At 60.4% G+C, this 24,623-nt stretch carries 12 protein-coding genes, 1 tRNA gene and 1 rRNA gene; 11 read left to right on the top strand and 3 right to left on the bottom strand.

The annotated features are described in order from the left end of the window. A 16S ribosomal RNA gene (locus I2E69_RS14540) occupies positions 1-70 on the bottom strand; the annotation flags it as partial. A 550-nt stretch (positions 71-620) separates the two neighbouring features. After that, positions 621-2,690 carry a S8 family serine peptidase gene (locus tag I2E69_RS14535; protein WP_195461944.1) on the bottom strand — a complete coding sequence of 690 codons (2,070 nt, stop codon included), beginning with the start codon at positions 2,688-2,690 and terminating at the stop codon, positions 621-623. A 132-nt stretch (positions 2,691-2,822) separates the two neighbouring features. On the opposite strand from I2E69_RS14535, the gene I2E69_RS14530 reads away from it, so the two are divergent. Together I2E69_RS14530 and I2E69_RS14525 are read left to right on the top strand one after the other, a co-directional pair. Next, the gene (locus I2E69_RS14530; RefSeq protein ID WP_195461943.1) at positions 2,823-3,437 is read left to right on the top strand and encodes a lipoprotein signal peptidase; all 615 of its coding nucleotides are present in this window, start codon (positions 2,823-2,825) and stop codon (positions 3,435-3,437) included. Between the two features lie 69 nt (positions 3,438-3,506). Beyond that, positions 3,507-3,588 (top strand) — tRNA-Leu (locus tag I2E69_RS14525). Between the two features lie 57 nt (positions 3,589-3,645). Here I2E69_RS14525 and I2E69_RS14520 read toward each other — a convergent pair. Continuing rightward, the gene (locus I2E69_RS14520) at positions 3,646-5,691 is read right to left on the bottom strand and encodes a polysaccharide lyase family 8 super-sandwich domain-containing protein (protein ID WP_195461942.1); all 2,046 of its coding nucleotides are present in this window, start codon (positions 5,689-5,691) and stop codon (positions 3,646-3,648) included. A gap of 229 nt (positions 5,692-5,920) precedes the next feature. On the opposite strand from I2E69_RS14520, the gene I2E69_RS14515 reads away from it, so the two are divergent. From I2E69_RS14515 to I2E69_RS14475, 9 genes are all read left to right on the top strand, one after another. Next, positions 5,921-7,126 carry a glycoside hydrolase family 88 protein gene (locus I2E69_RS14515; protein ID WP_195461941.1) on the top strand — a complete coding sequence of 402 codons (1,206 nt, stop codon included), beginning with the start codon at positions 5,921-5,923 and terminating at the stop codon, positions 7,124-7,126. A gap of 14 nt (positions 7,127-7,140) precedes the next feature. Continuing rightward, positions 7,141-10,416 (top strand): SusC/RagA family TonB-linked outer membrane protein, encoded by a 3,276-nt coding sequence (locus tag I2E69_RS14510; RefSeq protein WP_195461940.1) that lies wholly within the window; start codon positions 7,141-7,143, stop codon positions 10,414-10,416. Positions 10,417-10,421: 5 nt separating this feature from the next. Beyond that, positions 10,422-12,245, top strand: a complete 1,824-nt coding sequence (locus I2E69_RS14505; protein ID WP_195461939.1) for a RagB/SusD family nutrient uptake outer membrane protein — start codon at positions 10,422-10,424, stop codon at positions 12,243-12,245. Positions 12,246-12,272: 27 nt separating this feature from the next. After that, positions 12,273-12,740 carry a hypothetical protein gene (locus I2E69_RS14500; RefSeq protein WP_195461938.1) on the top strand — a complete coding sequence of 156 codons (468 nt, stop codon included), beginning with the start codon at positions 12,273-12,275 and terminating at the stop codon, positions 12,738-12,740. Between the two features lie 21 nt (positions 12,741-12,761). Further along, positions 12,762-14,783, top strand: a complete 2,022-nt coding sequence (locus I2E69_RS14495) for a hypothetical protein (RefSeq protein WP_195461937.1) — start codon at positions 12,762-12,764, stop codon at positions 14,781-14,783. Positions 14,784-14,857: 74 nt separating this feature from the next. Then, a complete protein-coding gene (locus tag I2E69_RS14490; protein ID WP_195461936.1) occupies positions 14,858-16,795 on the top strand; it encodes a DUF4962 domain-containing protein in 1,938 nt (645 codons plus the stop codon). A gap of 10 nt (positions 16,796-16,805) precedes the next feature. Continuing rightward, the gene (locus I2E69_RS14485) at positions 16,806-18,851 is read left to right on the top strand and encodes a heparinase II/III family protein (RefSeq protein ID WP_195461935.1); all 2,046 of its coding nucleotides are present in this window, start codon (positions 16,806-16,808) and stop codon (positions 18,849-18,851) included. A gap of 5 nt (positions 18,852-18,856) precedes the next feature. Continuing rightward, positions 18,857-20,566, top strand: coding sequence for a hypothetical protein (locus tag I2E69_RS14480; protein ID WP_195461934.1), 1,710 nt, complete (start codon positions 18,857-18,859; stop codon positions 20,564-20,566). A gap of 75 nt (positions 20,567-20,641) precedes the next feature. Next, positions 20,642-24,577, top strand: coding sequence for a hybrid sensor histidine kinase/response regulator transcription factor (locus I2E69_RS14475; RefSeq protein ID WP_195461933.1), 3,936 nt, complete (start codon positions 20,642-20,644; stop codon positions 24,575-24,577). Positions 24,578-24,623: the final 46 nt, after the last annotated feature.

The following is a 24,623-nucleotide window of genomic DNA, read 5'->3' as shown; positions in this document are numbered from 1 at the left end:
GCCCCTCGACTTGCATGTGTTAGGCCTGCCGCTAGCGTTCATCCTGAGCCAGGATCAAACTCTCCATTGTATAAAAAATAATGTATTGTTAGAGTCCTGACTATTCGTTTATCCTTTAAAAGGAAATTGACAGATAAATACTACAATTTTACTCTCAAAATATTATCAGTAATTCAAAGAACCAATTTTAAAAAAGCTTCGCATTTTCATTGCGAAAGGGATTGCAAAGATAGGTGTTATTTTTGAATCCGCCAAATCTTTCTCAAGATTTTTTTCGCAGTCTCTTGCGAGACATTTGCGAAAGGGACTGCAAAGATAAGTAATCTTTTTCGAACCTCCAAAAACTTTTTCAAGAACTTTGCATCTTATTGAAATTCAGACTACAAAACCGCCTCAAGCTCCTTTATTGTAAACCCTCGACTTATTTGTAAGAACCGGTATTTCTCAAACGCGGATGCAAAGGTAGCGACATTTTTCGAACCTGCAAATATTTGCCCGCTTTTTTTTGAAAAATCTTTAATTTTATTCAAAAACAGTCCTTCCACCTATATATATTAATACCCACAAAAAACGACGGCTCCACCGGGAACCGCCGCAAGGCATATCGGAATGAAACCCGGTCAGAGCCATCCGCCGTTGGCAGCCAGCCCGGCACGGGAGACGATCGCAAATTCACGCGTAAACTCCGTATCTCCGGCCCGGGCCCGAATCGTCAGCATCGAAGTTCCCGGCTCGGGACAATTAAAAGCAATCTTCGTCCCGTCGAAAGCCGCTGTCGAAGAACTCAATCCCAGACTGGACGCCGAGTCATATTCCGCCGAGATCAGCGTCACCCGGCTTCGGTCCCCTCCGAAATAGCGAGCAAAATCCACGGTCACAGCCTCCCCGGTCTTCACATAGATCGCAGGAGTCCCCTTGATGGCGAGCAGCAGTTTCAGCGCGTCGACACAACCGCCGCCCATCTTGTTCTTATAAACGGACAAGTCGGGAATCGTCATCGGGACATTATTCGCATCGAAATACTCCTTCGAGCCCGTAAAATAGTCGTCGATTCCATAAATGGAACTCAGCAGCAACGCCTTGAATTCGGCCGGGGTATACTGTTTACCGTTCTGCGCCGCATAGGAAAGCCCCAGGGCGGCAATGCCGGAAACATGAGGGCAGGCCATCGAGGTTCCCTGCATAAAGCCGTAACCGTACATATCGCTGTTTTTACGGCCGTCCTGGTAGCTGATCGCGTCATCACAAAGAATCGTACTTAAAATCATACCATACCCATCTTGGGGTCCAGATGTATAGATATCGCCTCCCGGAGCCGTAATATCCACCCACGAACCGTAATCGGAGTAATAGGCCGGCCGGAAACTCCAGTCCATCGCCCCTACGGCGATTACCGCATCGTAGGCCGCCGGGTATCTCCGGGCGTCGCCGTAAATGTCGCCATCGTTGCCGGCTGCGAAAATCACAAGGCCGCCCCGCAGCGGGGAATTCGGATTTTTGGTTCCCGCACCACGGATAAACGTATCGATGGCATCGCGTATAATACCGTAATTACTCTTCCACTCCTGCTCGAACTGCTCCGGCGTTATCTTCTCGCCGTTTACATCGGTGAGGCTGTACCCCCAACTGTTCTGGGCGATAACCGCACCGTTGGTCCAGGCGTATTCGAAAGCCTTGACAATCGGATTGCCTTTGTTGGCGCCGGAACTGTTGCCCATGATCTGGCACGACATGATCCGCACGCCGCCGCTGTTGTTCCTGCCGCCGGCAATGCCGGCAATGCCGCGGCTGTTGTTGTTCACCGCGGCGATGATGCCCGCGACATGGGTTCCGTGATCAGCGTATTCCGGAGACTGAGCGTCACCGCCGACCGTCCTCCAGTCGAGTTCCGAACTATTGTCCCAGAAATTATAACCGTGCTCCTGCGAATTTTTCGGATTCGACCAGATATTCGCCTTCAGGTCGGGATGGGTCGTCTGCACGGGCTCGTCGATCACCGCCACTACGATATCCTCGCTGCCCGTGCAGAGCTGCCAGGCATCCAGCAGATTGATGTCCGCCCCGGCCTTCGGTTTGACAACGACATCCGGAAAGATGCTCCCTCCCGGATTATCGTAGTTCCACTGATACGGCAGCATCGGGTCGTTCATCGACTTCCCGGCCCGGGTTTCGCTGATCCGGGGCAACAGGCCGTCCGAAACCGGTATGGCAGGCCCCTCGCTCATCGGCCGGATATACTTCGGATTGATCCCGTACTCCACGACCGCAACACCGGGCAGCGCCGCAAGACGCTCCCCGACCTCGGCCAGCCCGACTTCGTCCCCGAAGGAGACGTTATACCAGCGGTTGATGCCCGTCTGTTCGTAAACATCCTCCCACTCGGGATTATAGGTGATAATGCGTTCGAACCGTCCGGCCCCGATTTCATGCAGGATCGCATCGATATCGCCGACGCCCGAGCGGGTCACGACGCCGTCCCGCGTAGCGGGCAACGACGCCTGCGCCGTCGCAACCGCCTGCGCCATCTCGGGCGACAGTTTTACGGAAAGACTTCCCTGCAACGCCATGCCCGAAGTCGGAGAACCCAGGATCCGGGCCTTCTGTCCGCCATCGCCGCCGGAGGGAGCCGCAGGTTCTTTCGTACAGGCAAACGCCGTCAACAGGCCGCAGAGGAGTAACAATCGCTTCATAAATCATCAGACATTAGATTTTCCAAAGTTATAATTTTTCCGCCAAAGTACGCCGGTCCGAAGGGAAAATCGCACCATACCCCTGAAAAAGAAGATTTTTTACTATTTTTGCAACGAAATACCACTCCGATTATGAATTTCAAGAAAATATCGCTGCTGATCGTGCTGCTGCTCATCGCAGACCAGGTGCTCAAAATCTGGATCAAAACCCACATGCACCTCGACGAGTCGATCATCGTCTTTCCCGACTGGTTCCAACTGCGGTTCATCGAGAACAACGGCGCGGCCTTCGGCATGCACATCGCCTCGCGCGGAGGATTCGACTGGGGCAAACTGCTGCTGGGCATCTTCCGGATCGTCATGGTCGGATTCATCGGCTGGCTGATGTACCATCTCTGCACCAAACGCAAGGATACGCCCAAAGGTGTGATCGTGGGCCTCGCGCTGATCTTCGCCGGCGCCATGGGCAACATCCTCGACAGCGCATTCTACGGACTGATCTTCTCCGAATCGACCCCCTATACGGTGGCGCACTTCGGGGGGCACTATGCGGGATTCATGATGGGCAAGGTCGTCGACATGTTCTATTTCCCGCTGTTTCAATGGAACGGCGTCCCCCGCCTGCTGCGGTTCCTGGTCGACAGCAACAACTATTTCTTCGGCGCGATTTTCAACCTGGCCGACGCTTATATTTCGGTTGCCGTAGTCTATCTGCTTCTGTTTCAGTACAAATTCTTCAGCAAGTAGTTTTTTTTCGAAAAAAGAGTTGGCGATTCAGAAAAAAGTATTACTTTTGCACACCACAATTCCAGAAATGCCCAGGTGGCGGAATAGGTAGACGCGCACGTTTCAGGTGCGTGTGCCGCAAGGCGTGCAGGTTCGATTCCTGTCCTGGGCACTGGCAATCCCCGTAATCGTTTGATTACGGGGATTTTCGTTTTCCGGCGTCCGACGTTCAGTCCGCAACGCCGTTTAGAGGCGGAAGGCTGCGGACCTCGGTCCGGCCGCCGCGGAGGAAGTAAACCGCCGGTTCCGGCGCCGTGATCGTCCGTCCGCCGAGACGATATTCTCCGGCCCGGTGAACCACGGCGCAGCATGTTTTCCCGTATTCGACAGCTTGGCATTCGGCATCATTCCGAAGTATCCGCACGGACGGATTCCGGGCAAACCGTTCGGTCCGTTTCGCGTCGCGGCACGGCAGAAAAGCGTAGGCATAGCCGCCCGTCCGGGCCGGATCATGCCCGAACCAGCACTTGAAAACCGGCCCCCGTTGGGTTCTGTCCCTGTAAAAAGGGTCTATTAGGTCCCATTTTCCCTCCTGAATCTCCGTGCTGACTGCAATCGGAGCGCCGTCCAGCGATACGTATCCCCGGCCGTCGTGATGCACCCACGGCAGGCCGCCGGAAGTCTCGGCCGCTCCGCCCCGGGTTACCGGACCCGCAAGGTGCGTCTGATCCAGGGCCGTGGTGATCCGGAAAATCCGGGCGTCGGAACTGCGGATGTCCGCGCCCAGCGCCACGACGAGGTCCCCGAAAAAGAATGCCGACTTGAGGGCGTGAAGCCCGTCGCGCTCGATCTCCATCGTCGTACACAGCACATCGTCCGAAGCGAGGCCGCCCACATGCCCGGAACGGTTTTTCCTGGCCTCGGCGGAGTTATCGCATTTCAAGGGCGCGCCGTCGTCGTAAGTCGTCGTCCCGGGAACCATCCGCCAGTCCCAGTGGGCGAAGATATTGTCGTACTCCCACCCGTGCTGCATGAACAGCAACGCCCCGTCGGCCGAGAAGTTGGCGAGGGTGTTCTCCCGGTTCGTAAACTCGAAGCCGATCGTACGGTCGGAGTGCATGCGGATCGACGCATACCATGTGCCGGTACGGTAGATACCGCAGTCCGAACGGTCGTAATAACGCGGCCCGCGCAATCCGTCCGAGCGGTTCTCCGGCTCCAGTATCCTTTTGGCGAACCGCCTGAAAACCCGGTGTCCCGGTCTTTTCAGCGCCGCGATGTTCTCCGCGGCGACGGTTGCCGACGAAGCTTTTCCGGGACCGCTGTCGATAAACACCTGCCGGCCGCAGAAACTCGGGTCCATCACACCCCGCCAGATGCTCCGGCAAATACCCTCCCGCATCAGTTTTTCGATGACGGCGCACTGCACGTCCGAGAACATATAAGGCGTCCCGTCGAGAACCCGAAACCAGAACGAGAGGCCCTCGGCATAGGCCAGTCCGTAATTCCCGAACTGAATCTGGGGTCCGTGCTGGTGAAACGACCAGTCGTCCTGAATGCCCTCGCCGTCGGTGACGACGATCTCCTCGGCGATCTGATCCCGGGCCTCAGCGACGAGTGCCTCGTCGTCCGTCAGCAGCCCGCGCATCAGGTTGTTCCCGGCCAGCCATACCTTGTTCTGCCCGGTGCGGCCGAAGCGCGAACGCTCGATGATCCGCAGCCCCTGCTCCAGTTCCGGACCGGAAAGTTCGCCGCGGATCATCAGCAGAATCGCGGCGAGTTTCTTGGGAACCCCGATCTCCCCGTGCCACCAGTTCAGCGACGACGGCTTCTTCGCATACCAGTAGGCAAGTCCCTTGTGCAACAGGCCGCCGATACGCCTGTCGCCATACCACACCGACGCAGGGTCGGCATAAAGTTTCGCCAGGGCGTACATCCGCGTCAGGTGCAGCGACGGCTGCCACCGCCCCCTCGTCCGGTCGTCGTAATCGATGTCGGACCAGAATCCGCCCGCATCGAAAAGCCCGAGCAGGCGCCGCACCTCGTCATCCGGAAGGTGGACCGACGTGTAGAGTTGGAGCAGCAGCACGTCGTTCGCCCTCCCGTAATCGGAATAGCGGACGAAACGTTCGGTCGCCTCCCCGTCCGGGGCATAGGACATCACCGACACATCGACAAAGGCTTGCCTCACACGGTCGAGCGAACCGGCCGGGCAAGCGCGGGCCATCGTCAAAAAAAGCAGGGCGGCCAGAAAGGCCGTACGTAAACCATTCATAACAGTTACCAGAAACTTGTGAAACACCGCCGTTCCGAAGACAGGGAACCGACGCGGAAAGCGGCATGACAAATATAAGTCTTTTTAAACCAAATATCCCCCGACGACGACCCGGAGAAGCGACTTTGACCGGATTCTACTCCCCTTTGACCGGATCGAATCCTTCCCGGAAGAATACAAAATCTAATTTTGGATGACGGAAAAACCACCAAAAAAACTACTGTCTGACATGAGAACCCGAACCTATCGCACAGCATTGCTGTCGACCCTCCTTCTCGCGGGATGCATTCCCCGGGAGACAATGCCGGAACTGACCGATCGCGTCTTCGCCGTAGCCGCAGCCCAGTACGAACAGCTCGAAGGCCGGCTGACCGACGAGACGCTTCCGAAATCAGTGGCCTCCGACGGAAAATTCATCCCTTCCAACATCCGCTGGTGGTGCAGCGGATTCTATCCCGGCTCGCTCTGGTATATATATGAGTATACCGGCGACAAGACATTCCGCGAACTGGCCGAAAAAAACACCTTCAAGCTCTATCCCCTCAAACAGAAAGGCACGGACCACGACCTGGGATTCCAGATGAACTGCAGTTTCGGCAACGCTTACCGGATCACCGGCGAGCAGAAATACCTCGAACCCATCCACACCTCGGCGCGAGTCCTCGCCGGGAGGTTCTCGCCCGTGACGGGCGTCATCCGCAGCTGGGACTTCGTGCGCAAGGGCCGTGACTGGAAATACCCGGTAATCATCGACAACATGATGAACCTCGAACACCTCTACAACGCAGGCCTGCTCTTCGGGGACGACACCCTGAAGAGCATCGCGGTGACGCACGCCAACACGACCCTCTGCAATCATTTCCGGCCCGACTTCACGAGCTATCACCTGGTGGACTACGACCCCGCAGACGGCCGCGTCCGCCGGAAGGAGACCGTGCAGGGCTTCAGCGACGAATCCGCCTGGGCGCGGGGACAGGCCTGGGCGCTCTACGGCTACACGATGATGTTCCGCCTGAGCGGCTACGAATGTTACCTCAACCAGGCCGAGAACATCGCCGGCATGCTGTTGGAGCGGCTTCCCGACGACGGCATTCCCTACTGGGACTTCGACTCCGATCGCATTCCCGACGACCTGCGCGACGCTTCGGCCGCGGCGATCATGGCCTCGGCGTTCGTCGACCTGAGTTCGCTGACCAACAAGCCGGAGGAAAAAGGCAGATACCTGAAAATGGCTGAAAAGCAACTGCGCAGTCTCGCCTCCGACGCCTACCTCGCCCGTCCCGGAGAGAACGGGAACTTCCTGCTCATGCACAGCGTGGGGTCCCGTCCGGACAACCACGAAATCGACGTGCCGCTGACCTACGCGGACTACTATTTCCTGGAAGCCCTGCTGAAATACAGCCGTACAACCCAAACAAAACCTAATAACAACTAACACCGTGTGTAATTATGAAACAAAAACTGACCAAACTACTTTGTTCGGTGTTTCTCGTTGCCTTTGCGATCCCTGCGATCGCCCAGTCGTCCGGAGGCAGCAGCACCCGCACCATTACGGGAAAGGTGACCGACAGTGAGGGGGCGCCGATCATCGGCGCGGTCGTCATGGCGTCGCAGCGCGAAGCCACGACGACCAATTCCGAAGGCAGGTACACGCTGGCCGTCCAAAGTCCCGACGCAGTTCTCCGATTCTCCTGCATGGGCTACCGGCCCCGTTCGGAAAACGCAGCGGGCCGCACCGTCGTCGACGTCTCGCTGGAGACCGACAACCAACTGCTCGAAGATGTCGTGGTGGTAGGCTACGGCGTCCAGAAGAAGGTCAACCTGACGGGGTCCGTCGCGTCGATCGACTTCTCGAAGACCAGCGAGAGCCGCTCCATCATCAGCACTTCGGCGGCGCTGGCGGGCCTGGCGGCCGGTATGAACGTCACGCAAAGTTCCGGCCAGCCGGGTTCGGACAACGCGACGATTCGCATCCGCGGCGACGGCTCGTTCACCTCCGGCGCCAACGGCCCACTGGTGCTCGTGGACGGCGTGGAGTGGAGCATGGACAACGTAAACCCGAACGACATCGCGTCGATCTCGGTGCTCAAAGACGCCGCCTCGGCCTCGATCTACGGAACGCGTGCCGCCAACGGCGTCATCCTCATCACCACGAAAAACGGCTCGTCCGGGAAAGCCCAGATCAGCTACTCCTACAAGGGCATCCTGCAAATGCCCTACAACGACCTGCACTTCGTTTCGGATTACGCCCGGCACATGGAGCTTATCAACGAGTCGTGCGACAACATCGGGACCTCGCGCATCTTCTCCCAGTCGAACATCGACCTCTGGCGGGAGAAGTCGGCCGATCCCTACGGGGTCGGTGAAAACGGCGTCCCGAACTTCGCGCTCTACCCCAACACCGACTGGTTCGACGAGATTTTCGAGAACGGCTACTCCCAGGAGCACAACCTCTCGATCTCGGGCGGGTCGGAGAAGATCCGCTACCTACTCTCGCTGGGCTACCTCGACAATCAGGGCGTCATGGGGCGGTTCGGCATCGACTCCTCTACCCAGAAGGTAAACTTCCGCACCAACCTCGAAGCGGACGTCACGAAGTGGTTCACGGCAGGTGTCCGGCTGTTCGGACAACGCCAGGAATACGGGTTAGCCAACATCTCGGGAGCCTTCAACTCCCTGTACCAGACCACCCCGGGCGTCTATCCCGGCTCCGTCAACGCCTGGGGCCGTCCCGCCCTGGCCGCCGAGGAGTCCTCGAACGCCAACAACATCTTCGGAATGATGTACGGCTCGGGCGGCTACAACAACTCCACCCGCGTCAACGGCTCGGTCTACGCCACGATCCGCCCGTACAAGGGCGTGAGCGTCGAGGCCACGGTGAACTACTCCCCGACCTTCGGCGAACGGCACTCCTACGGCCGCGAAAACGGCTACTGGGACTACACCACCGACACGCGCTATTCCAGTTCCGACCTCTCGAACGCCGGGGTTTCGAACACCACCTCGCGGAACTACTACCTCTCCTCGGAGCTCCTCGCCCGCTACACGGCCACCATCGGCGACCACGACTTCGGCGTGCTGTTCGGCTATTCGGCCATGGAATACCGGACCTGGGGCTGGGGCGTGAGCAAGCAGGGAGCCACGGACTGGACGCTGAACGACCTGGGGACCTACGAAACGCTTTCGGGATCGTCGAGCACGGCCAAAAACGGCTGGGGCCTGCGCTCCTACTTCGGACGTATCAACTACACCTACAAAAACCGCTACCTGTTCGAGGCGAATCTCCGCGCCGACGGCTCCTCACGCTTCGGCAGCAACAACCGTTACGGCACCTTCCCCTCGTTCTCGGCCGGATGGAAAATCCACGAGGAACGTTTCATGGAGGGGACCGAAGACTGGCTCTCGAACCTCAAGCTGCGCGCATCGTGGGGCAAGGCCGGCAACAACCAGGGCATCGGCAACTATGCCTGGCAGGCGGTCTACGCCACACAGAACGTCGTGGTGGACGGGTCCGGCTCGAAAGGGCTCTACATCTCCTCGCTGAGCAACGCCGACCTCAAGTGGGAAACCACCGCCACGACCGACATCGGCCTCGACATGGGCTTCTTCGACAACCGGCTCACGGCGGAGATCGACTACTACCGCAAGAACACCACGGACATCCTCTACACCCCGACGATCTACATGACGATGGGCGAGGTGTCGGGTGTGCCCTCGAACTTGGGCAGCGTGGTGAACAAGGGCGTCGAGCTGGCGCTGAACTGGAAAAGCCGCATCGGCAAGGATTTCAGCTACTACGCCGGGGTGAATTTCTCGTACAACAAAAACCGGGTCACCAGGTTCAAGGGCAATCTGGTCAAAACGTGGACCGACGGGGTATACACCAACAACCTCTCCGACGTCACGGCCGGCTACGGCAGCGGTAAGCTATGCGAGGGGCACGCTCTGGGCGAGCACTACCTCCGGAGGCTCTACAAGGGCAATGGACGCGGTTACAGGGGCGGCGCCGTCGACGTCAACGCCGGACCGAAGGACGGCATGATCCGCACGCAGCAGGATTTCGAATGGGTGCAGGCCATGCTCGAAACGGGCTACACGTTCAACGGCGTGACGGCCCTCAGCAAGGACCAGCTCTGGTACGGCGACCTGATCTACGCCGACCGGAACGGCGACGGCAACTACGGCGACGACAACGACATGGACTTCAACGGCCGCACGAGCACGCCGTCGTACAACCTCGGCGTCAACCTCGGATTCGCCTGGAAAGGGCTCGATTTCAACATGACATGGTCGGGCGCATTCGACTACTACATCATCTGGAACGCCCTCTACTACAACGGAACCCAGACCACGAACGGACACGGCATCAGCGAACGGGTGGCCGACAACCACTACTTCTTCGATCCGGAGAATCCCGCAGACGCGAGGACCAACCTCAAGGGAGCCTATCCGCGGCTGACCTTCGGCACTCCCGGCGACAACCGCCAGGCCAGCGAGTTCTACGAGTACAAGGGCGACTACCTAAAGCTGAAGAACGTCCAAATCGGCTACACGCTCCCCTCCCGGATCACGAAGAAATTCTACATCCAGCAGTTGCGGTTCTTCGTATCGGGAGAGAACCTGCTTACCATCACCGACTACCCGGGCCTCGACCCGGAAAAAGGTTCCGCCATCGGCTATCCCCTCATGCGTTCGGTTACATTCGGAGCACAGATAACATTCTAACGACTATGAAAAAGCTATATTATACGATCCTTGCCACCGCAGCGGCCCTGACGACCGCTTCATGCGTGGACCTGCTCAACACGGCCCCTGAAAACCAGATCGCCAGCGAGAACATGTGGACCACGCCCGAACTCGCCTTGAAGGGCATGAACGGACTCTACGAGACGTTCTACAACCGCAAACAGAGCAACGGCACGCAGGTCCGCTCGGAGAACCTCGACGGACTCAACAAGTACGGCATCGAAGCCCTGGGATTCTGCACCGACTACTACGCCAACAACTACCCGATCTACCTGCTCTACAATCAGGCGAAGCGCGCCAACGACTGGCAGCTGGCGCACGAATGGAGGTTCTGCTACACGATCGTGCACGCCGCCAACGACGCCGTCACGAACCTGCACAAGGCCGGACTGGACGCCCCGACCTACGAGCGTTACCTCTGCGAGGCCCGGTTCCTCCGGGCCTGGGCCTACTCCCGGCTCAACAAGTTCTGGCAGGGCGTCCCGGTCTACCTCGAGCCCATCTCCAACGAGCAGTGCACGCGGACGCAGGAAAGCGCCAAATACGTGTGGCGCGAAGTGGTGCTGCCCGACCTGAAATACTGCATCGACAACGCGTCGTTCCCCGACAACACCCTCGGGGAGGGCAACTTCGGCCGCCCGTCGAAAGGCGCCGCCTACGCCCTGCGCGGCATGGCCTACATGTGGCTCAAGGAGTGGCAGAATGCCGCCAACGATTTCGAGAAGGTCGGCCAGTGCGGCTACGACCTCTGGCAGGGAGAGTACATCGACTTCTTCAGCCCCGACAACGAGCGCGACAACGAAATGATCTTCGCCATCCAGTACGACGAGGAGTCTGGCTACTGCGACAACATCCAGCAGGCCGTGGGTGCCCGCGACACCTACGGCGGCTGGGACGAGGTGAAGCCGGCGTCGGATTTCGTCGACTACTACCAGAACGACGACGGCACGAAGTTCAAATGGAGCCAGGTTACCGGGCTTGAGAACTGGGACCAGCTGACGCCCAGACAGCGGGCCGTGTTCTTCTGCCGCGACGGGCTGAAAAGCAACGCGAAGTTGGCGTCGCAGAAGACTCAGGCGATCGGCATCTGCGGACAGGACATCTTCGACCGCTACTACCTCGACAACGGCAACGAGGCCCGGATCAAGGCCGCCTACGACAAGCGTGACCCGCGGCTCAAGCAGACGATCGTCACTCCCTACGAACCGGTGGACTGCTTCACGGCGGGACTCAACGGCGACGAGAACATGATCGGCAAGCAGCTCCGCTGGCCGCTCTACCTGCAGGGAACCAGCGGCGGCGACTTCTGGCTCGACAAGCGCACCTCGGCCTACTACTGCTACCGCAAGTACGTGCGTTTCCTCAAGGGCGAACTGATCGACCGGCAGCGCTGCTACACGGACTTCCCGCTCATCCGCTACACCGATGTCATCCTGCAATGGGCCGAGGCGCTGATCGAGCTGAACGAGTTCACCCCGGCGAAGGACCTCATCGACCAGGTGCGCGCCCGCGCCCACATGCCGGGCATCACGATCGGCGACCTCAACGCTATGCGCGAGGCCGTACGCTACGAGCGCCGCGTGGAGTTTCCGGTCGAGGCGGTGAACTTCTTCGACGAAGTGCGCTGGGGGACCTATAAGGAGACCAAGTTCCAGGGACAGGACGTCCACGGCGGCCAGTCGTGGTGGGGCGACAACACGGTCGAGTACGCCTGGTACTGGGACGACTGCCTCTGGCCGTGGTCCGTACCGCAGGGCGAGTTGCAGCGGAACGCTTCGCTCACCACCCGCCCAGGCTGGGTCTATTGATTGTTTAACCTCAATCCGTTTATCGAAATGAAAAAAATTCTCATACTGTCGGCCGCGCTCCTCACCGGCTTTTTCGCCCTCTCCTGCGGGGATTCCTCGTCGGAACCCGAAGACGACCCCAACATGCCCGCCGTGAAGATCGAGGTCGGAAACATCGCCGACAACAAGGCGACCGTCACCGCGGCGCTGGAAAAAGGCAACTTCTACGGGGCCAAGATCGTGACGGGCGTCCGCGTCTCCACCCTCACGCTCGACTACACGCGGGAAATCCCGCTGATCAAGTACGTCGAGGCGAACGGCACGGCGGCCGAACTGCCCTTCACGACACAGCTCACCGACCTGATCTTCGAGCAGGACTACTTCTGCGCCGTCATCGTCTACGACCGCACGGGCCGCGCCTGCCACTCCGCCTACCTCACCTTCACGGCCGAGGGCGATCCGGAGGGAATCAGCAACGACAATTCGGCCGGAAACCTCGAAGACAACCCGCAGTAAAACCCAAAACGAGCAAACGATATGAAAAAGCTACTTTATAGCGTCTCAACGGCCCTGCTTCTCCTCTCCTGTAGCACGGAAGACCCGTCGCTGGAGGCCGAACCGGGCAAAGGCGGGAACGTGATCACGTTCGTCGGCCGGACCTTCCCCGAGACCCGGACCGAAATCGGCGTGAAGGACGGCAACTCCTACCCGGTCCTCTGGTCGTCGGGCGACCGGATCGGCATCATCTCCCCGGTCGAAACCCTTTTCCAAAACGCCAGCGCGACGCTGAACGCCAGCGACGCCGGCAAGAACAGCGGCATTTTCGTCCTCGAAACCGAAACCGCCGTGGAGAGCAGCATGGACCTGATCGTCTACTATCCGTACAGTTCCTACACGACCTACGGCGACGGCGCTCTCCATGCGTCCGTTCCCATGGAACAGCGTCAGACGTGCCCGGGTGACTCCTCCCACACGGGAAAATACACCCTGGCCTACGACAAGACCACGATCGACCCCGCCGACGCGGCCCCGGGCAAGTCCCCCTCGGCGTCGTTCTCGCTGCGGCACGCCGTGGCGTACGTCCGGCTCGTGATTTCGAGCACGGAATACGCCGGCTACAAACTCAACGGAGCGTCGCTGTGGTGTGACGGCGAGGCTGTCTCCGGCGACATCTCGGTCAACGTCGCCACGGGCGAAACCCGGACCGAGACCCCGCGCAACTACGCCACCGTCGTCGTGGAGGAGCCACAGGCCCTCTCCTCGGCGCAGGAGCTCTGGCTCGTGACGCTGCCCGTGAACCTAACCGGCAAGGAGGTTTACGTCTCCGTGGCCATGACCGACGGTACGAAAAACGTGACCATCCCCGTCAAGGTCGACGTAAAGGAGCTGAAGGCGAACGCCGTCAACACGATCACCGTGGCGAACGTCTCCCCGGCCGACAACCGGTTCGCCTGGTATCAGCCCGAAGAGACCCGCTACCTCGCAGAGGGCTGGGCCTACGGCGAGGCCAACACCTTCGTCACGAGCACCGACGGCGAGGAGATCACGGTCGATATCAGGGCGCGCGGCTTCTTCAACGGCTGCGAAGAGCCGAAATACGCCAAAATCATCTTCGCCAACAACCTCTCGGGCACCAACTACACGCTGGCGATCAACGGCAAGCGGAACAACCCCGACTCCCCGGCCGACTATGCCGAGGAAGTAGAGATCGGAAGCGACTACAAACTGACGCTCAAGACCACGAAGGGCAGCTATCTGGGATGGTTCGGCAAGGTGGGCCTCCTGAACGCCGAAAAGAAATTCATCTGGGCCTTCACCGTCTGGTATCTGCCGGGAGGCATCACAGGACACCCCTACAAGAGCGGAGTGGTCATGGACCGCTACATCGGCGACAGCTACGCCCCGAACTACAACAACTGGCACGGCGTGGGAGCCTACTTTCAGTGGGGCCGCCCGTTCAGTTTCTCCTGGGGCAGCATCACCTACACGGTCGCCTCGACCAACGTGACGGACCTCAAGATTTCGGCGACCAGTCCGGGCGTCTTCTTCAAGACCGACGGTTCCTCGAAGCACAACGGCGACTGGTGGCTCGGCGACTGGACCGGCAAACGCACCGACCGCAAGGATGACTTCTGGGGCAACCCGAACGACACGGCAGAGGCCGGATCGCCCGCGAACGGCACCAAGTCGATCTTCGATCCCTGCCCCAAAGGCTGGATGGTGGCCTCCCCGGCAGTCTACAAGGAGGTGCTCGCCGGCAAGGAAAACACATTCGAAAAGAATAACTCGGTACAGTCGATGATCTACAAATACGACGGCACGAACAAGGCTTACTGGCACTTCAGCGGCCTGAAATGGGCCTCGTCGGGCGGAAACCCGAACAACAACTCCAACGACATCCTGGGCGTCTGGTCCAATTCGTCCTACCACGGATACGAAGCCTCGGACCACAACGTTTACCAGCTCTACTACCGCACGTCGCAGGGCACATGGAACGACAGCGGCGGCCGTGCGGCCGGCATGTCGGTACGCTGCATGCAGGACACCGAAAACCGTTGACAACCGGAATCCGGAGGAGCGCCCGGCCGTCGGGCCGGACACTCCCCGGTTTGCGAACAAAATATTTTACAGCCATGAAGATATTGAAAAAACTGCTTTGGTTCGTCGCGGCGGCATGCGTTCTCTCCGGATGCGCCGACGACAGAATGATCTACAAACCCGGAAGCGGATCCGAGAACAGCGGAAACGGCGGCGGCGGAGAGCAGCCGTCCGGTCCGGGCGACTATTCGAAACTCACGGCGGCCAACCACCCGCGGATCATCATGACCGAGGACGACGTGACGGCCATCAAGGCGAAACTGGCCGCCGGGTCCGACGCCAACCTGAAGAAACTCCACGAGTGCATCATGGCCTACGCCGACAAGGCGCTCACGGCCAAGGATCTGGTTTACGAAGTCACCGGCAAGCGGCTGCTGTCGGTCTCGACCGAGGCGGCCAACCGGATCATCTCCTGCTCCTACGCCTACCGTCTGACCGGGGAGGACAAATACTTCGAAAAGGCGGAGAAGGACATGCAGACGGTCTGCGCCTTCAAGGACTGGAACTCCGCGACCCACTTCCTCGACGGGGCCGAGATGGCCCACGGCGTGGGCATCGGCTACGACTGGCTCTACAGCCGGTTGAGCGACGCGACGAAGAAGAGCGCTGAGAAGGCCATTCAGGACTACGCGTTCTACTGCGCCCTCAACGGCAAGTGGAACCTCAACTTCTACACCTCGGCGACCAACTGGAACCAGGTCTGCAACGGCGGACTGGTGGTGGCGGCGCTGGCCGTCTACGAAACCTGTCAGGACGACGCGAGGAGCATCATCGACAAGGCGATCAAAAGCAACGCCTCGGTCATGCCCGAGATGTACAACCCCGACGGCAACTACCCCGAAGGCTACGGCTACTGGGGTTACGGAACGGCCTTCGAGTGCATCATGCTCGCAGCGATGGAGTCGTGCACGGGGACCGACAACGGTCTTTCGGCCGTCGACGGTTTCAAAAAGACCGGCAAATGGATTCTCTTCATGGAGGGTATGAACAAAATGGCGTTCAACTACTGCGACTGCGCGCCTTCGAGCATCGCCTTCCCGCCGCTGTGGTATCTCGCCCACAAGTTCAACGACCAGTCGCTGCTGTACGGCGAGCTGATGAAGCTCAACGACGGCCGCTACACCTCCTACGACTCGCCCAAGTACTTCCCCATGGCGATCGTCTATGCGAGCAAGTTCGACCTGAACAGCATTGCGCCCCCGGAGGAGAAGGTGTGGAGCGGCAAGGGCATCAACCCCGTGGTGCTGATCCACGGCGACTGGACCTTCACCGACACCGACAAGTTCCTCGGCATCAAGGCCGGGCGGGCGAATTACAGCCACGGCCACATGGACGTCGGGTCGTTCGTCTACGACGCCTGGGGCACGCGCTGGTCCGCCGATCTGGGCCTCCAGAGCTACGGTACGGTCGAAAACATCAATCTGCCGGGCTACACCGGAGGTTTCGGAAGCTACGACCAGGGGGCCTTCCGCTGGGCCGTCTTCCGCTACAACAACTACAACCACAGCACCATCACCATCAACGACGCTCTCCACCGCGCCGGAGGCCGAGCCGAGATCTCGAGCGTCATCAACACCTCCGTCTCGAAGGGCGCCACGATCGACATGACGGACATCCTTTCGTCCGAATGCGAAAGCGCCACGCGGACCGTAACGCTCGAAAACGACACGGACCTCGTGGTGAAGGACATCGTCAAGGCCAAATACAACAAGGCGGCCGACGTACGGTGGACGATGGTCACGCGAGCCATACCGACCGTCGAGGGCAACCGGATCGTATTGCAGGGTACGTCGAAAAAACTCTACCTCAAGGTGACCAGCCAGAACAACGCCAAAGTCACCCTCAAGACCTGGTCCACTGTCGGCGAATCATACGACGCGAGCAACGCGGGCTACTACGAAGCCGGCTTCGAGTCCAAGGTGACCTCCGGCCAGACGGACACCTTCACCGTGACCCTCTCCCCGAACGAATAAACCGAAAACGATGAAAATAACCCTTCTGTCGATCTTCCTGTCGGTCGCGGCCCTGATCCGGGCCGCCGCCGGCAACGACGGTCTGAACATGCTGCAGGCCGAATATTCGAAACCGGGCATCGCCGAATCCTTCGCAGCGGGGAAAGCATGGTTCCCGTTCCCCGCCTACGAAGACCGTGCGGGCTGGGCCGCACTCTTCGGTCCCGACACCGAGAAAGTCATCCAGCGGGGCGAGCAGTTGCTCGACTACCAATGGCAGCACATCCCCGCCAGCGCCTACCTCGCCTTCGAGCGGACGGGCGACCGGCAGGCCATGGAGAGACCCGAAGGGGCCAACCGCGGCGCGATGATCGCCCTGACCCTGGCCGAACTGGCCGAAGGGAAGGGACGGTTCATCGACCAGCTCGCCAACGGCGTCTGGCTGGCCGCGCAGCAGCCTTCGTGGGTGCTCTCGGCGCACCAGGGGCGGCAGCGAAGCAAGCGGTCGCTTCCCGACGCCCGCGAACAGCTTATCGACCTCGCATCGGGGCGTTACGGCTCCATCGTCTCCATCGCCTATCACTTCTTCCACCGGGAATTCGACAAACTTGACCCCTCCATCTCGGTCGCCGCGGAGAACGCCGTCCGGCGAAACATCCTCGACCCGTACCTCGATCCCGGACAACGGCACGCCAACTGGTGGCTGGGACTGGCATCCAAGGGATCGATGCTCAACAACTGGACCCCGTGGTGCAATTCGGACGTGATCCTGTGCTTCCTGCTGATGGAAAAGGACCAGGAGCGGCTCGACCGGGCCGTGGCCCAGTCGGTTCAATCCATGGACCTGTTCCTCAACTACATCCAGAAGGACGGGGCCTGCGAGGAAGGCCCCGCCTACTGGGGCGCGGCGGCCGGAAAGGTCTACGACTACCTCCAGATCCTGTACGACGCCTCGGACGGCACATTCTCGCTGTTCGGCAACGAACGCATCCGGAAAATGGGCGAGTTCGTCTCCCGCTCCTACATCGGCAACGGCTACGTCGTCAACTTCGCCGACGCCGGAGCCAGGCTGAACAACCCCAGCGAACTGATCTGGAATTACGGTCATGCGGTGGGCAGCAGGGAGATGACCGATTTCGCGCTCTACTGCCTGGCCGACCCCGCGAGCGGGAAATTCCGAAACCCCGTCATCACGGGCAACGACGCCTACCGGGCGCTCGAAACGGTGCGGTTCAACCCGCTGATCCGCGAGGCCGCGGATTCGCTGAACCGCCTTGCGGCCGAAATCGCTCCGGCAGAGGTGCGCCGCAACCTGCGGCGCGGCGTACCCCCGGCCACGTGGTATCCCGAGACCGAAATGTGCTTCATGCGCAATCCTTCGGGATGGTTTCTCGGAGCGAAGGGCGGCTACAACAACGAGAGCCACAACCACAACGACGTGGGGAGCTGCGTCGTCTATGTCCGGAACATCCCGGTACTCGTGGACGCCGGCGTAGGGACCTACACCAAGCAGACGTTCAACCACGACCGCTACAAGATCTGGTCGATGCAGTGCGACTGGCACAATCTGCCGATGATCAATGGGACCGCCCAGCCCGCCGGCGCACAGTACCGGTCGAAAAACACGTCGTGCAACCTCTCCAAGGGGATGTTCTCGCTCGATCTGGCCGACGCCTATCCGCCGGAGTCGGAATGCCAGAAGTGGGTCAGGACCTACCGTCTCGCCCCGAAGGGCGCACCCTCGGTGACGATCACCGACTCGTTCGCGCTCGACGCGCGAACGCAGCCGGACGTGGAGCATTTCTTGATCAAAGGATCGGTCGTCCTGCCGGGCGGAACGCACGAAGGGCGGACGCTGCCCGACGGGGAACTGCTGATTCTCTGCGACGAGGGGCTGGTCGTGAAGATGACCTTCCCGGCGTCGCTGAAAGCCTCGGTCGACGTGATGGAACTCACCGACCGGAGGTTCTCCGGCGTGTGGGGTCCGAGCCTGTGGCGGATCAACCTCGCCTCGCCGCCCGACGCTCCGGCGAAGGGCAGCTATGAATTCCGGATCACCGAACTCGGCAAAAAGTGACGGCGATGCGACACCGGACCCTCCTCTTGATCGCCGCCGTGACGGGCCTGCTGGCCTGCGCCTGCGGCGGAACCGAGGCCGAACGGCTACACCGGGCCGCCATGCGGGAGTACCTCGATCCGATCCGGCCCGGATACGAAGGGCGAAATCCCTTCTGGAACGCCTTTGCGACGAAGTTCATCTACGCCCCGGCCTTCGGATTCGAACCGATGGAAAACGCCGTGAAATACCGTTTCACTGTCTCGCACCTCGGAACCTCGATGGTCGAGTCGCCCCGTTATCGCAAGGACACCCCGACCGAAGACCCCGAACCCCGGCGGGTCCTCGGGCCGGGCGTTCCGACGGGACGTTCGTGGAGTTTCGAGGCGGACTCCCCGCAGCAGAGCCTCGCCCCGGTATGGAACGACATTCCGGCAGGCCGGGTGCGAGTCACGGCGGAGGGGCTGGACGCCTCGGGACAGGTCCTGGGAAAGGCCGGGGAGCGGGAATTCCTGCGGGACTTCCCCTTCCGGCCGCCCTACAACGGCAACGTGAGGCCTTACGCCGAGGCGGCGCGCATGGCCGCCCTGTACATCCACGAACTCCCGGCGATCCGGCACTGGCTCACCGCCGCAGAGCCGGACATGACCTACCGCCACAACACCTACGCATGCAAAATCGTGGGGGCCACGATCCAACTGGAGGTGCTGGTCGCGAAACTGCTACCCGCGCACCGGGAGGAGGCGCTCGCCATCGCCCGGAACGCGGCCCGGTTCCTGATGGACCGAAGCCGCCCCGAAGGCGCCCCGCTGGCCTTCTTCCCGCCGACCTACTACTCCGACCTGATCTCCTCGTCGCGGGCCGAAAACCGGGGCAAGACGATGACCATGGAGGCCTGCGCCGCCGGAAACGCCTTTCTCGACCTCTACGACGCGACGGGCAACCGGATCTACTACGACCGGGCGCTGGCCATCGCTGAAACCTACTCCAGGCTGCAACACGCCGACGGCTCGTTCCCGATCAAGGTCGATTTCGAGACCGGGGAGCCGGTCAACGGCTGCAAGGCGATGCTCACGCCGGTCATGGAGTATTTTGGACGGCTTGAAAACCAATACGGCGTCACCCGCTACCGCGGCTACCTCGCCCGGGCGGCGGAGTGGATGCGCCGCAACGCGCTCGAAAGTTTCGACATGACCGGACAGTTTGAGGACATGACCGTTCTCGGGCAGCAGCCCTACCAGAACCTCACCAACTGCGCCTCGGCGCCCTACGCCTCGTGGCTGCTCAAAAAGCCCGGCCGCACAGCCGCGGAGCTGGCCGACGCCGTCGACCTGATCCGTTTCAGCGAGGACCAGTTCGTATGCTGGGACGTGCTGCCCGACGACAACGGCGTCCGGACGCTCTGCACGCCCTGCGTCTACGAGCAGTACGGCTACCGGGTTCCGGTCGACAACAGCACATGCGTGGTGGCGAACGCCCTGCTGGACCTCTGCGAGGCGACGGGCGACCGGCTGGCTTTCGCCAAGGCCAAAGCGCTAGCGGACAACCTCACCGTGGTCCAGAATGCGCTGGACGGGCTGATCCCCACGTCGCTCGACGTGCGCGAAGGCGCCAAGAACCGGATACGGGGTTTCTGGGTCAACTGCACCTACGCCTCCATTCTAACGCTGCTCCGGATGGCGGAACTCACCGGGGAGACCGCCGGTTTTCCCGCAGACGTCCCGCACGCACGCTAACGCAGGAAACGGGCCCGGAATTCCCGAAACCGGATATTTTTCGGTATCTTGTGCCATCAATCCGACGCTTTTCCGATGACGAAAAACTACATAGCGGCTCTGGTCCTGCTCCTGGCGACAACCCTTCCCGGGTCAGCGATCAATCCCTACCGGCGGTACGATGCAAGAAACGGGCTGTCCGACAACAGCGTGAAGGACATCTGCCAGGACAGCCGGGGCTACATGTGGTTCGCCACGAAGGACGGGTTCAACCGCTTCAACGGCTACCGCTTCGACGTTTTCGGCTCGTCATTCTCCGGCGAGCACCTCAACATAGACGTCATCTGCCCCCATTCGGACGGAATCCGCATCTGGCTGGGGTGTACCGAAGCCCTCATGCTTTTCGACCCGCGGGACGAGCGCCTCACGCGGTTCGACGCCCGGAACAGCGAGGGAAAGGGCATCCGGAACTGCATCAGCCTGCTGTACGACCCGCTGGGCGACCTGTGGATCGGAACCGACGACGGGCTGTTCCGCTGGGACGAACGCATCGGCCGCCTCTTCCGCTACGAACTGGAGGAGAGCGACGGCAGCACGTGCCGCGAGATCCGGACCATCTTCGAGGACAACGGCGGCGAAATCTGGGTCGGGACGACCGCCGGACTGTACCGCTACCACCGCAAGACGGACCGCTTCGGCCGGAACGCGAAGCCCAAGCCGGAGAGTTCCCTGCTGGGCGACAACGAGATCACGGCCATCGTCGAGGCCGAAGACGGCAAACTGCTGATCGGCATGCAGAACGGCTACCTCGGCGAATTCGACATTTACACGGCCCGGTTCACGGAATTCCCCGCCTTCGACGCCGAGGGAAAGCAACTCTCCGTCACGCGCATCCACACGATTTTCCGACGGGACATGAACCGCTACATGATCGGTTCGGACAGCGGACTTTTCTTCTTCAGCCGCAAGAACGGCCGCTGGTCGGTCTCCGGAGACAACCTCGCCGACGAAAGCATCTACCGGTGTTTCCGGGACCGCGAGGGCGGCATCTGGATCGGAACCTATTTCTGCGGCGTGAACTACCTTTCGCCCCGGCAGGACGAAATCCTGTGGTACTACGACGACGGCCATCCGGAGTCGCTCGACGGCAACGCCGTGAGCCAGTTCTGCGACGACGGCCGGGGAAACCTCTGGATCGCGACCGAAAACGGGGGGCTGAACCATTTCGACGTCCGCAACCGGAAATTCACCAACCACACCGCCCGGAGCCATAACAACCTGCATGCCCTCTGCATGGACGGGGACGACCTGCTGATCGGAACCTTCTCGCAGGGGCTTGACCTGATGAACCTCCGGACCGGAAAGGTCGTCAACTACCGGAACATCCCCGGGGATTCCGCCTCCCTGTGCAACGACTACGTCTACGCCATCTTCCGGGCAAGTGACGAAACCCTCTATGTCGGGACGATGTCCGGCATGTGCACCTTCGACAAACGCCGGGGACGGTTCTCCCGGGTGAAGATCACCGAAGGGAGATTCATCTACGACATCGCCGAGGATACCGGGGGCAACATCTGGGTCGCCAGCAAGGTGAGCGGGATATACCGCTATTCGCCCGGCGACGGGACCTGGAAAAACTACCGCCACGACGAACTCGATCCGCGTTCGCCCGCCGACGACAGGTACATCCGGGTCTACGTCGACACCGGAGGGCAGGTCTGGTTCTGCGGCGAAAGCGCGGGGATCTGCCGCTACGATCCCCCGACGGACGGTTTCGAGAATTTCGGCGCCGACGACAATCTGCCGAACGGCATCTACTACGGCGTGCTGGACGACAGCGCGGGCAACCTGTGGCTCTCCTCCAACCAGGGCATCCTCAAATACAACCCTCAGCTACACACCTGCGCGCGCTACACGATCGAGGACGGACTCCAGAGCAACCAGTTCAATTTCCGGTCGTCGCACAAAGCCGGGGAGGGAACGTTCTTCTTCGGAGGAATAAACGGCTTCAACTACTTCTCTCCGTTCAACATCTCGGTCAACAAGGTCCGGCCGGAGATCGTCATTTCGTCGGTCCGCATGCACCGGGCCGACAGTTTCTCGGTCGGTTCGGAGCGGCAGACCCTCCCCGACGGGAACCTGCGCATTTCCAGCAAAACGATCTCCTTCGACATCAATTTCGAGTGCCTGAGCTACGTGGCCCCGGGGCAGAACCGCTATGCGTGGAAACTGGAAGGGTTCAACAGCGACTGGGTCTACACCGACCAGCACTCCGTGTCGTTCATGAAACTGCCCGCGGGCCGCTACGTCTTCCGGGTGCGGGGCTGCAACAACGACGGCTACTGGAGCGATGCGACCCGCAGCCTGGAGATCAGCGTACAGCCCCACCCCTTTCTCAGCCCCGTCGCCAAGGGCGTCTATTTCCTGCTAGTTGCGCTGCTGATCGTCGCCGCAGTCCGAGTCATTCTCCGGCGGCAGGGCGAAAAGAAGGAAAAGGAGCTGATCCAGACCAAAATGGCGTTCTTCACCCAGGTGGCCCATGAGATCAAGACGCCGGTCACGCTGATCAAATCCCCGCTCGAACGAATCATCGAAACCGGCAAATGGAACAACGACGTAACTTCCAACCTCGACATCATGAAACGGAACGTCGACCGGCTGCTTGAACTCATCCGCCAGTTGCTCGATTTCCGGAAGGTAGATAACGAGGGATTCCGGTTGAGCCGCCGCGAAACCGACATCAGCCTGCTGGTCGAGGAGACCGTCGCACGGTTCCGCAACTCGACCGAAAAGATCACCATACGCACAGACTGTCCCGACGCGCACGTCCTGTTCTATGCCGACGGCGAGGCCTTCACCAAGATTTTGAGCAACCTGCTCGCCAACGCCCTGAAATACGCCCGCTCGACGGTCGTGGTCGTCCTCCGCATTCTGGACGACGACCGGGGACGAACGCTCCGGCTATCGGTCCGGGACGACGGGGACGGCATCCCGCCCCGCATCCGGGAAAAAGTGTTCGACCTCTTCTACCAGAAGAATCCCGATTCGGGCAAGGGCTTCGGAATCGGGTTGAGCCTGGTAAAACTCCTCGTCGAAAAGCACAACGGCCGGGTGTACGTCGACCGGCACACCGTCGTGGGCTGCGAACTTACAGTGGAGATCCCGGATTCCGGAGCATTTGCGAGGGGGGGGGTCCGCACCCCCGAACCGGCCGAAGAACCGGCCGATAACCCGGAAGACCGGCAGCCGGAAGCGAAGCCCTTCCACATCATGATCGTGGAGGACACTCCCGACCTGCGTGAGTTTCTGATCAAGAATTTCGAGGACACCTACGGCGTCCTTTCGGCGAAAAACGGCGCCGAGGCCCTCGCCATCCTCGAAAAACAGGCATGCGACCTGATCATCAGCGACGCCCTGATGCCCGAAATGGACGGTTTCGACCTGTTGATGAAGGTCCGTAACGACGAAATGCTGTGCCACATCCCGTTCATCCTGCTCTCGGTGGTCGACTCCGTGGACTCGAAGATCAAGGGACTGGAATACGGGGCCGACGTCTATATCGAAAAACCCTTCTCACTGGGTTACGTCAAGGCGATGGTGGAGAGCCTGCTCGAAAATCGGAAACGGGCCTTCCGCCACTTCGCGTCACGGCCCGGATTCCAGTACGAGAAAGACGATATGGGCCGCAACGACCGGCAGTGGCTGGACAAGCTGACGGGCATCGTCCGCGAGAACCTCACCTGCGAGACGCTCTCCGTGGACCTGCTCACCGAGAAAATGGCCTTGAGCCGTTCCAGCCTGCAACGGAAACTGAAAGGGCTGACGGGCGTCTCGCCCAACGAATACATCCAGCTGGTACGGCTGAAAACGGCCGCGCAGCTGCTCCGTAGCGGCGAATACCGGATCAGCGAGGTCTGCTACCTGACCGGATTCAGCAGCATGTCGTGGTTCGCCAAATGTTTCACGAAGCAGTTCGGTATGCGCCCGAAGGATTTCATCCGGCAGAATCAGGACGGGAAATCATCCGGATAAGAGTGCGGGAGCACTGTTTTTGAACAAAAATGCTCCCGCTCCTGCC

This window comes from Alistipes sp. D31t1_170403_E11, assembly GCF_015553985.1.
Lineage (GTDB): Bacteria > Bacteroidota > Bacteroidia > Bacteroidales > Rikenellaceae > Alistipes > Alistipes montrealensis.
Note: the sequence above shows the minus strand (reverse complement) of the source record. Positions and strands in the feature narration are given on the sequence as shown.

Excerpts from the sequence above, each read along its gene's own strand:
- I2E69_RS14520 (WP_195461942.1), bottom strand. The coding sequence starts at position 5,691 with ATGAATGGTTTACGTACGGCCTTTCTGGCCGCCCTGCTTTTTTTGACG.
- I2E69_RS14490 (WP_195461936.1), top strand. The coding sequence starts at position 14,858 with ATGAAGATATTGAAAAAACTGCTTTGGTTCGTCGCGGCGGCATGCGTT.
- I2E69_RS14480 (WP_195461934.1), top strand. The coding sequence starts at position 18,857 with ATGCGACACCGGACCCTCCTCTTGATCGCCGCCGTGACGGGCCTGCTG.
- I2E69_RS14530 (WP_195461943.1), top strand. The coding sequence starts at position 2,823 with ATGAATTTCAAGAAAATATCGCTGCTGATCGTGCTGCTGCTCATCGCA.
- I2E69_RS14500 (WP_195461938.1), top strand. The coding sequence starts at position 12,273 with ATGAAAAAAATTCTCATACTGTCGGCCGCGCTCCTCACCGGCTTTTTC.
- I2E69_RS14495 (WP_195461937.1), top strand. The coding sequence starts at position 12,762 with ATGAAAAAGCTACTTTATAGCGTCTCAACGGCCCTGCTTCTCCTCTCC.
- I2E69_RS14535 (WP_195461944.1), bottom strand. The coding sequence starts at position 2,690 with ATGAAGCGATTGTTACTCCTCTGCGGCCTGTTGACGGCGTTTGCCTGT.
- I2E69_RS14475 (WP_195461933.1), top strand. The coding sequence starts at position 20,642 with ATGACGAAAAACTACATAGCGGCTCTGGTCCTGCTCCTGGCGACAACC.
- I2E69_RS14515 (WP_195461941.1), top strand. The coding sequence starts at position 5,921 with ATGAGAACCCGAACCTATCGCACAGCATTGCTGTCGACCCTCCTTCTC.
- I2E69_RS14485 (WP_195461935.1), top strand. The coding sequence starts at position 16,806 with ATGAAAATAACCCTTCTGTCGATCTTCCTGTCGGTCGCGGCCCTGATC.
- I2E69_RS14505 (WP_195461939.1), top strand. The coding sequence starts at position 10,422 with ATGAAAAAGCTATATTATACGATCCTTGCCACCGCAGCGGCCCTGACG.
- I2E69_RS14510 (WP_195461940.1), top strand. The coding sequence starts at position 7,141 with ATGAAACAAAAACTGACCAAACTACTTTGTTCGGTGTTTCTCGTTGCC.